Genomic DNA, 9,055 nt, shown 5'->3' on the forward strand with positions numbered 1-9,055 from the left:
GGTCTTGCCATCGGGTGCGTGGCGCAAAGAAGGCAGGCGAGGGCATGCCGAGCCGGTACAATTACGGCCATGTCTGCACCTCGCTTCGTTCATCTCCGTCTCCATTCCGAATACTCCGTCGTCGACGGCATCGTGCGCCTGGACGATGCCGTCAAGGCTGCGGCCGCCGATGGCATGGGCGCGCTCGCCCTGACCGACCTGGCCAATGCCTTCGGCCTGATCCGCTTCTACAAGGAAGCGCGCGGCGGTGGCGTCAAGCCCGTGGTCGGCGCCGACGTCTGGCTCACCAACGCCGACGATCGCGACAAGCCGGCGCGGCTGCTGCTGCTGGTCCAGGACCGGATTGGCTATCTCAACCTCTGCGTGCTGCTGTCGCGCGCATGGCTTTCCAACCAGTACCGCGGCCGCGCCGAGATCGACCCGGCCTGGTTCGACGAAACCGGCGAAGAGGGCCAGCCGCTGGCTACCGGCCTGATTGCGCTGTCCGGCGCCATGGGCGGCGACATCGGCATGGCGCTGGCCAACGGCAACGATGCGGCTGCGGCGCAGGCTGCCGCGCATTGGGCCAAGGTGTTCCCGCAGCGTTTCTACATCGAGTTGCAGCGCGCCGGCCTGCCTGGCACCGATGCTTATGTGCAGCAGGCGGTGCAGCTGGCGGCCAGGATGCGCCTGCCGGTGGTGGCAACGCATCCGGTGCAGTTCATGACGCCCGACGATTTCACCGCGCACGAGGCTCGCACCTGCATCGCCGAAGGGGAGTTGCTGGCCAACCCCCGCCGCGTGCGGCGCTTCACCACCGACCAGTATTTCAAGACCCAGGACGAGATGTGCGCGCTGTTCGCCGACATCCCGTCCGCGCTGGAAAACGCGGTGCAGATCGCGCGCCGCTGCAATCTCACGCTGGAGCTGGGCAAGCCGCGCCTGCCGCTGTTTCCCACGCCCGACGGCATGTCGCTCGACGACTACCTCGTGCACCTGGCCAAGGAAGGCCTGGAAAAGCGCATGGCGGTACTGTTCCCCGACGAAGCCGTGCGCGAGGCCAAGCGCCCCGAGTACTACGCGCGGCTGGAGTTCGAGACCGGCACCATCATCAAGATGGGCTTCCCCGGCTACTTCCTGATCGTGGCGGACTTTATCAACTGGGCCAAGAACAACGGCGTGCCGGTTGGCCCGGGACGGGGCTCCGGCGCCGGTTCGCTGGTGGCCTATGCGCTCGGCATTACCGATCTGGATCCGCTCAAGTACGCGCTGCTGTTCGAGCGGTTCCTGAATCCGGAACGGGTTTCGATGCCCGACTTCGACATCGACTTCTGCCAGCAGGGTCGCGATCGCGTGATCACGTACGTGAAGGAGAAGTACGGCCACGCCGCGGTATCGCAGATCGCCACCTTCGGCACCATGGCCGCCAAGGCGGCGGTGCGCGACGTGGGCCGCGTGCTGGACCTGGGCTACGGCTTTGTCGACGGCATCGCCAAGCTGATCCCCTTCAAGCCGGGCAAGCTCGTCACCATCGAGGAAGCCAAGAAGGAAGAGCCGCTGCTGACCGAGCGCGAGAAGAATGAAGAAGAAGTGCGCCAGTTGCTGGAGCTGGCGCAGCGCGTGGAAGGCATGACGCGTAACGTCGGCATGCACGCCGGTGGCGTGCTGATCGCCCCGGGCAAGCTGACGGACTTCTGCCCGCTCTATACGCAGGGCGCGCAGAACGACGGCATGAGCGGTGTGGTCAGCCAGTACGACAAGGACGACGTGGAAGCGGCCGGCCTGGTCAAGTTCGACTTCTTGGGCCTGACCACGCTGACCATCCTGGACTGGGCCGAGCGCTATATCCGCCGGCTCGACCCGTCCATGGCGGACTGGAACTGCAGCCACATCCCGCTCGACGACAGCAAGGCATTCGACATCCTCAAGACGGCCAACACTGTCGCGGTGTTCCAGCTGGAAAGCCGCGGCATGCAGGGCATGCTGAAGGACGCCAAGCCTGACCGCTTCGAGGACATCATCGCGCTGGTGGCGCTCTACCGCCCGGGCCCGATGGACCTGATCCCCAGCTTCTGCGCCCGTAAGCACGGCCGCGAGAAGGTGGAGTACCCGGACCCGCGCGTCGAGCCGGTGCTCAAGGAGACCTACGGCATCATGGTCTACCAGGAGCAGGTGATGCAGATGGCGCAGATCATCGGCGGCTACTCGCTGGGCGGCGCCGACTTGCTGCGCCGCGCCATGGGCAAGAAGAAGGCCGAGGAAATGGCCCAGCACCGCGAGCTGTTCCGCGAGGGTGCGGCCAAGAACGGCCTGACCGCCGAGAAGGCGGACGATACCTTCGACCTGATGGAAAAGTTCGCGGGCTACGGCTTCAACAAGTCGCACGCGGCCGCTTACGCTTTGCTGGCCTACTACACGGCCTGGCTCAAGGCGCACCATCCGGCCGCGTTCATGGCAGCGAATATGTCGCTCGCCATGGACGATACCGACAAGGTCAAGATCCTTTTTGATGACTGCAAGCTCAACAAGCTCCAGGTGCTGCCGCCTGACGTCAACGCCAGCGAATACCGCTTCGCGCCGACCGATGCCAAGACCATCCGCTACGGCCTTGGCGGCATCAAGGGTTCGGGGCAGGGCGCCATCGAGGACATCCTGCGTGCCCGCGAGGAAAAGCCCTTTGCCGACCTGTTCGATTTCTGCGAGCGCGTCGACCGCCGCCAGGTCAACCGCCGCACCATCGAGGCGCTGATCCGCGCCGGCGCCTTCGACAGCCTCAACGACAATCGCGGCCAGTTGCTGGCCTCGGTGTCGCGCGCCATGGAAGCCGCCGAGCAGAAGGCCGAATCGGCCAACCAGGTGTCGCTGTTCGACCTGATGGCCGACGCTGGCGAATCGCACCGCCCCGAGCTGGTCGACGAGCCGGCCTGGGCGCCCAAGCGCATGCTGCAGGAAGAAAAGCAGGCGCTGGGCTATTATTTCTCCGGCCACCTGTTCGACGCCTATCGCGACGAAGTCGGCCACTTCCTCAAGGGCACGCTGGCCGGCCTGGAAAAGGAAGTGCAGGGCAACGGCGGCGGCTACGGCCGCGACGTGCGCGGCAAGGTCATCGCCGGTGTCATCACCGGCATGCGCACCCAGATGACGCAGCGCGGCAAGATGCTGATCGTCTTGCTCGACGACGGCACCGGGCAGGTCGAGATGACGGTGTTCAACGAATTGTTCGATGCCAACCGCCATATGTTCCGCGAGGACGAGATGGTCATCGTGCAGGGCAATGCCCGCCACGACACCTTTACCGGTGGCGTGCGCTTCACCGCCGAATCGGTGATGGACCTGGTGGCGGCGCGCGCCAAGTACGCCGAGGCGGTAGGCCTGGCGTTCAACGGCAATGCCTCCACCGAACTGCTGCGCGAGTTGCTTACGCCCTACCTGGCGAACGTGGCCAATACGCCCGGCGTGCCGGTGCGCGTGAGCTACGCCACCACCGGCGCGCGCTGCGAGGCGGAGCTGGGCCGGCAGTGGCTGGTCACGCCATCCGACGATGCCCTGGCAAGCTTCCGCACGGCCCTGTCTGGCGAGAATGTCCGCATGCTGTACGGCTGACCCGGGCTTGCCGGCGGGGCGGCAACGGCATAGCGCCGCCCTGGCCGGCTTTGCTGCCGTCCATCTTCGTCTTTCCATGGATCACACAAGCCCCGCATGGCCAAGCAACGCATCCTCTTCCACCTGACCCACTTCCTGCGCGGCGGCATCGAGACCTCGCTGGTATCGCTGCTGGCCTCGCTGGATCGAGAGCGCTTCGAGATCGGCCTGACGCTGACCTATCCGACCGAGGCGCTGGAGACGCATTTCCGCGCGATGTTGCCGCCGGACGTCAAGATCCATGTCCTCGCGCCGGAGGCCTGGCTCTCGCGCTGCCGGCAACTGAAAAAAGCCGGCAGGCTGGGCCCGCTGGGCAAGATCTATGAAGAAGTGCTGTTGCCACCGCTGCGCAAGCCGCTGGTCAACCGGCGCTTTCGCGGCATCGCACGGGACTATGACCTGGTTATCGACTACGACATGTCGCTCTCGCGGCTGACCGGCCGCCTGCCGGTGCCGATGATCGGCTACCAGCATTTCAGCGTGGCCCACCTGGAGCGCGAGAACCGTCGCAAGCTGCGCAAGCTGAGGCGCCAGTGCCGCGAGCACTATGACCGCATCGTGGTGCTCAACGACAGCATGCTGGCCGACGCGCGGGCGCTGATTCCCGAGGCCGCCGACAAATTCATCCGCCTGTACAACGCCACCGACCTCGATCGCATTCGCGCGCTCGGCAAGGCGCCTTTCACCCCGCTGGCTTATCCCTACATCGTTTCGGTGGGGCGGCTGGAGGAAAGCCAGAAGGATTTCACCACGCTGCTGCGGGCCTACGCGGCGCTGGTCAGGGGCACGGGCTTGTGCGAGCGGCTGGTGCTGGTGGGTGACGGCGCTTCGCGCGGCCGGCTCGAAGCGCTCGCGCGCGAGCTCGGCATCAGCGAGCGCGTCAGCTTTGCCGGCTTCCAGGCCAATCCCTATGCGTGGATCCACCATGCTCGGCTGATGGCGTTCAGCTCCAAGATGGAGGGGCTGCCCAATGTGCTGCTCGAAGGCATGGCGCTGGGCCAGTTGGTGGTGAGCACCGATTGCCCGGTGGGCCCGCGCGAGATCCTGGCCGAGGGCAAGGCCGGCCTGCTGACGCCGGTTGGCGATGTGCCGGCGCTGGCGGAGGCGATCCGCCTCGGGCTCGAGGACGCGCCGCTGCGCGCCCGCCTGCTGGCCTATGCGGCGGTCCACATCGAGCAGATGGGCTTCGGCCCCACCTCGGCGGCCTTCAGCGCTTGTGTCGAGGAGCTGCTGGGTGCACCTCAGGCAGGGGCGGCAGCCCCTACCGTGGCGGCACCTGCTGCTCGCTCGTCTGCTGCAGGTACCACAGCTTGATGTATTTGTAATAGCTGGCCTGGCCATTCATCAGCGCCACGCCGAGCCCCTGCGCGCCGTCCAGGAAGCCGCGGCGCAGCAGGTAGGTGCGCAGGAATGCCCAGGCGCCATGCAGCACGGCGCTGGCGGGCGACGCCGTCTTGCCGCGGGCAAATCCCTGCTGGGCGCCCAGGCTGGAGTATTTGTCGATCTTTTGCAGCACCTGCGAGAAATCGTCATAGGTGTAATGCAGCAGCGGCGAATTGAGCCTGCCGACCGGCGCATCGGCTACCACGCGCTCGTGCACGAGATCGTCGGTGAAGCGGGCGCGGCCACGGCGGAACAGCCGTGTGACGTAGTCGGGGTACCAGCCGCCGTGGCGGATGAAGCGGCCGCAAAAGCGCGACAGCCGAGGCACCTCGTACGCATCGGACTGGCCGGATGCCACCGCGGCGAGAATCTCGTCGCGCAGCTCGGGGGTGACCCGTTCGTCGGCGTCGATGGAGAAGATCCAGTCGCCGTCGGCCTTCGATACCGCCAGGTTTTTCTGGGCGCCGAAGCCGGGCCAGTGCTCGGTTTCGAAGACCTCCGCACCCAGGCTTCGGGCCAGCTCGACCGTGCCGTCCCGGCTACCTGAATCCACTATAATCGCGCGGTCGCACCAGGACACGCTTTCCAGGCACTCCCGGATGTTATGTGCCTCGTTTTTTGTAATTAGTACGACTGAGATTCTCATAGAGCTTGTTTATGATGTTCCGTGCCGGAAAAGTGACCGCTTTTACCAATGCGCTAGTTCTGGCATTCCCAATCCTGCTACTGTGCGTGCCGAAGGGCGCCGGCATTTTCCTGGGCGCCATCTTGCTGCTGGCGTTGATTGTCCATCGCGGCATGGGGCCCACGTTATCGCAGTATCGCGCCACGCTGTGCCCCATCGGGCTCGCTATTCTAGCTTTGGTGCTTGTCTTCCTGGGTTCCAAGCTCTATTTTCACGTCCCCTGGAACGTGATGGATAACCCTTCACGCATCCTCCTTTTGTTGGTGACATGCCTGGTTATCCTCAAAATCGCGCCAGACCCGCAGCGGATCTGGCGTGGTATTACGATCGCTTTGGCGATGAGCCTAGTGGTTGTCCTGTTCCAGTACTGGGTCCTCAACGATCCACGGCCGTCGGCCTGGACCCAGGCCATTGCGTTCGGGAACATGGTTGCCGCATTGGGGCTGATTGGCTTCGTGCGGCCTGGGACCAGCCGCAAGTCGCATCTGGTTGCCTGGCTAGACCTGGCTCTCGCGGGTTCGGTGCTGATTGTGAATGGCACGCGCGGCGCTTGGCTGGCATTGTTTATCACGATGATCCGCTGCTCTTTGTTCGCTACCCGAGCATGAGGCCGGCGAAGTTCTTTGGCGCCGTGGTGCTCATCGCTGCCTTGGCTGCGGGATTCTATCTGGTGCCTGGCAGCCCCGTCGCGCAGCGGGTCGACCTTGTGCGGGGACAATGGGAGCAGTTCCAGCACGGGAATACCGAAACGTCGGTGGGTGCACGGTTGAAGCTCTGGCAAATGGCGCTGGAATCGATCCACTTGCATCCATGGCTTGGCGTCGGGGTCGGACAGTTCGCGCGTATCCCTCAATCTTCCATCTTCTGCAAGGAGCATGGGTCGTCTGACGTTTGCACCCTTGAGCACGCGCACAATGATGTCCTCGAGGCCGCAGCGACAATGGGCATGCCGGGCATGCTGGCATTGCTGGGCTTGTTTCTGGTCCCTGGTGTCCTGTTCTGGCGGTTGCTAGGCGTATGCAGGCGCAACGCCAATCCCCTTGGCGTCAGCTTGTGCGCTTCCGGCATCGGCGTCGTCATGGCCAGCCTGATCAGCGGCCTGACCCAGGTGACGATGGCGCACCAGGCAAATATCGTTTTTTATGCCGGCGTGATCGGGCTGTTGCTCGGGCTGGCCGCGGTACAAGCAAAGTATCCCCGCGCCGACGGGGTGGAGAAAACGTGAAAGTCCAAGAACAAAATGCGCCCCCCGCACAGGAAGCCGACACCCTGAAGCGAGTCTGGTCCTACCTGCGCCCGGAAATGCGCGTCTTCATCGTCGCCATCATCGCGATGGCGGCTGTGGCGGGCGCCGAAGGGATCATGCCCAAGGTCGTCAACGACCTGCTCGACAACGGTTTCGGCGGGGCCTATGCCGGCAAGCTTTGGCACGTGCCGGCCCTGCTGATCGGCGTGGCACTGGTACGCGGGGTGGCGCAGTTCGCTTCCGGCTACCTGCTCGCCCTGATCTCCAACCGGGTGCTGCTGAAGATGCGCATGCAGATGTTCCAGCGCATGCTGCATGCGCCCGCGCTGTTCTACCATCGCAACACCGCGGCGTCGCTGATCAATGCGGTGATCTTCGAAGTCAACCAGGTCATGCAGATCCTGACTGGCGTGCTGATCACCCTGGTGCGCGACTCGCTCACCGTGCTGGCGCTGCTCGTCTACCTGTTCTATACCAACTGGAGCCTGACGCTGGTGGTGGCGGTGATCCTGCCGGTCATCGGTTTTGTCATGGCCAAGGTCAATCGCCGCCTGCGCCGCCTCAATCGCGATCACCAGGCGCTGACCAACACCGCGGCCTACGTGGTCGAGGAAGCCGCCGGTGGCTACAAGGTGGTCAAGCTGCATGGCGGCGAGGCGTATGAGACGTCGCGTTTCGCGGCCATGGCCGAGCGCCTGCGTGGCTATTCCATGCGCATGGCAGTGGCGGGCGGGCTGAACCAGCCCGTCACGGCATTCCTGGCGGCGCTGGCGTTGTCTGTCATCCTCACCATCGCGATGATCCAGTCGCAGTCCAACCACACGACGGTGGGCAGCTTCACCGGCTTTGTGATGGCGATGCTGCTGCTGGTCTCGCCGCTCAAGCACCTGACCGACCTGAACCAGCCGCTGCAGCGCGGCCTGACTGCGGCCGAGATGATCTTCGGCCTGATCGACGAGCCGGTCGAGCCGCAAGACGGCGGCCTGCCGCTCGAGCGCGCGCGTGGCGAACTGGTGTTCGAGAAGGTGGGCTTCCGCTACGGCGAGGCCGCCCGCCCGGCGCTGGACAACATCAACTTCAACGTCAGCGCCGGTGAAGTGGTGGCGCTGGTGGGGCCGTCGGGCAGCGGCAAGACCACGCTGGTCAACCTGGTGCCGCGCTTCTTCGACCCAACCGAGGGTCGCATCCTGCTGGACGGCAGGACCATCGACGCGTTCTCGCTGCAGGACCTGCGCCGCCAGATCGCCTTTGTCAGCCAGGACGTGGTGCTGTTCAACGACACGGTTGCCGCCAACGTGGCCTATGGCGTGCATCCGGCGACGCAGATCGACATGGCGCGTGTCGAGCGCGCGCTGGCCGCCGCTTACCTGACCGATGTAATCAAGGGCCTGCCGCAAGGTCTCGAGACCAATATCGGCGACAACGGCATGAAGCTGTCCGGCGGCCAGCGCCAGCGCATGGCGATTGCGCGCGCGCTGTACAAGGACGCGCCGATCCTGATCCTCGACGAAGCCACCTCGGCGCTCGACTCGGAATCCGAGCGCCAGGTGCAAGCCGCGCTGGAGGCCCTGATGGTCGGCCGGACCACGCTGGTCATCGCGCACCGCCTGTCGACCATCGAGAACGCCGATCGCATCGTGGTGCTCGACCACGGGCGGGTAGCGGAGCACGGCAGCCACGCCGAGCTGCTCTCGTCCGAGGGGCTCTACGCCGGGCTGCACAAGATCCAGTTCGCCACCCAGTAAGCCGGCGCAGCCAGCTGAATTCCCGCTGCCCGCGGCAGCCAGCGCGGGCGGTTCATGCGCAGTGCATCGAGGGGGACACCCCCGAAGGAGACCACCATGACCGCATCGCCACCCCCGCTGAGCCGTTACCCGGTTCCCGCCATCGCGGACCTGCCCGAGGACATCCGGGCTCGCATCCTGGAAGTCCAGGACAAGGCGGGCTTCGTGCCGAACGTGTTCCTGACGCTGGCCCACCGGCCGGATGAGTTCCGCGCCTTCTTCGCCTACCACGATGCGCTGATGCTCAAGGAAGGCGGCCGTAACTGCTCAATAAGTCGGGGCGAGCGGGGGCGTGGTGCTCGTGAGAGAAGCGATACGCTGTTCGATGAGATGGGG

General features: G+C 65.1%; 6 protein-coding genes and 1 pseudogene. 6 read left to right on the forward strand and 1 reads right to left on the reverse strand.

Going from position 1 to position 9,055, the window contains the following annotated elements; translation table 11 throughout:
- Window positions 1-69: 69 nt before the first annotated feature.
- Window positions 70-3,582, forward strand: coding sequence for a DNA polymerase III subunit alpha (gene dnaE / locus ACGLHR_RS05630; RefSeq protein WP_400092545.1), 3,513 nt, complete (start codon window positions 70-72; stop codon window positions 3,580-3,582).
- A 96-nt stretch (window positions 3,583-3,678) separates the two neighbouring features.
- The gene (locus ACGLHR_RS05635; RefSeq protein WP_400092547.1) at window positions 3,679-4,935 is read left to right on the forward strand and encodes a glycosyltransferase; all 1,257 of its coding nucleotides are present in this window, start codon (window positions 3,679-3,681) and stop codon (window positions 4,933-4,935) included.
- On the opposite strand, the gene ACGLHR_RS05640 is transcribed toward ACGLHR_RS05635, so the two are convergent.
- Window positions 4,883-5,650 carry a glycosyltransferase family 2 protein gene (locus ACGLHR_RS05640; RefSeq protein WP_400092549.1) on the reverse strand — a complete coding sequence of 256 codons (768 nt, stop codon included), beginning with the start codon at window positions 5,648-5,650 and terminating at the stop codon, window positions 4,883-4,885. The genes ACGLHR_RS05635 and ACGLHR_RS05640 overlap by 53 nt on opposite strands.
- An 11-nt stretch (window positions 5,651-5,661) precedes the next feature.
- On the opposite strand from ACGLHR_RS05640, the gene ACGLHR_RS05645 reads away from it, so the two are divergent.
- From ACGLHR_RS05645 to ACGLHR_RS05660, 4 genes and pseudogenes are all read left to right on the forward strand, one after another.
- Complete coding sequence (locus tag ACGLHR_RS05645; protein ID WP_400092550.1) at window positions 5,662-6,297, forward strand: hypothetical protein; 636 nt, start codon at window positions 5,662-5,664, stop codon at window positions 6,295-6,297.
- Complete coding sequence (locus tag ACGLHR_RS05650) at window positions 6,240-6,914, forward strand: O-antigen ligase family protein (protein WP_400092551.1); 675 nt, start codon at window positions 6,240-6,242, stop codon at window positions 6,912-6,914. The genes ACGLHR_RS05645 and ACGLHR_RS05650 overlap by 58 nt, the downstream gene beginning before the upstream one ends.
- The gene (msbA, locus tag ACGLHR_RS05655) at window positions 6,911-8,680 is read left to right on the forward strand and encodes a lipid A export permease/ATP-binding protein MsbA (RefSeq protein WP_400092552.1); all 1,770 of its coding nucleotides are present in this window, start codon (window positions 6,911-6,913) and stop codon (window positions 8,678-8,680) included. The genes ACGLHR_RS05650 and msbA overlap by 4 nt, the downstream gene beginning before the upstream one ends.
- Window positions 8,681-8,776: 96 nt before the next feature.
- A pseudogene (locus tag ACGLHR_RS05660) lies at window positions 8,777-9,055 on the forward strand (hypothetical protein); the annotation flags it as partial.

The sequence above is a fragment of the Cupriavidus sp. CuC1 genome (assembly GCF_044627735.1).
GTDB classification, from domain to species: domain Bacteria; phylum Pseudomonadota; class Gammaproteobacteria; order Burkholderiales; family Burkholderiaceae; genus Cupriavidus; species Cupriavidus ulmosensis.

What these genes read in the sequence shown, in the direction of transcription:
- dnaE (WP_400092545.1), top strand. Translation starts at nt 70, where the DNA reads ATGTCTGCACCTCGCTTCGTTCATCTCCGTCTCCATTCCGAATACTCC.
- ACGLHR_RS05635 (WP_400092547.1), top strand. Translation starts at nt 3,679, where the DNA reads ATGGCCAAGCAACGCATCCTCTTCCACCTGACCCACTTCCTGCGCGGC.
- ACGLHR_RS05645 (WP_400092550.1), top strand. Translation starts at nt 5,662, where the DNA reads ATGATGTTCCGTGCCGGAAAAGTGACCGCTTTTACCAATGCGCTAGTT.
- ACGLHR_RS05640 (WP_400092549.1), bottom strand. Translation starts at nt 5,650, where the DNA reads ATGAGAATCTCAGTCGTACTAATTACAAAAAACGAGGCACATAACATC.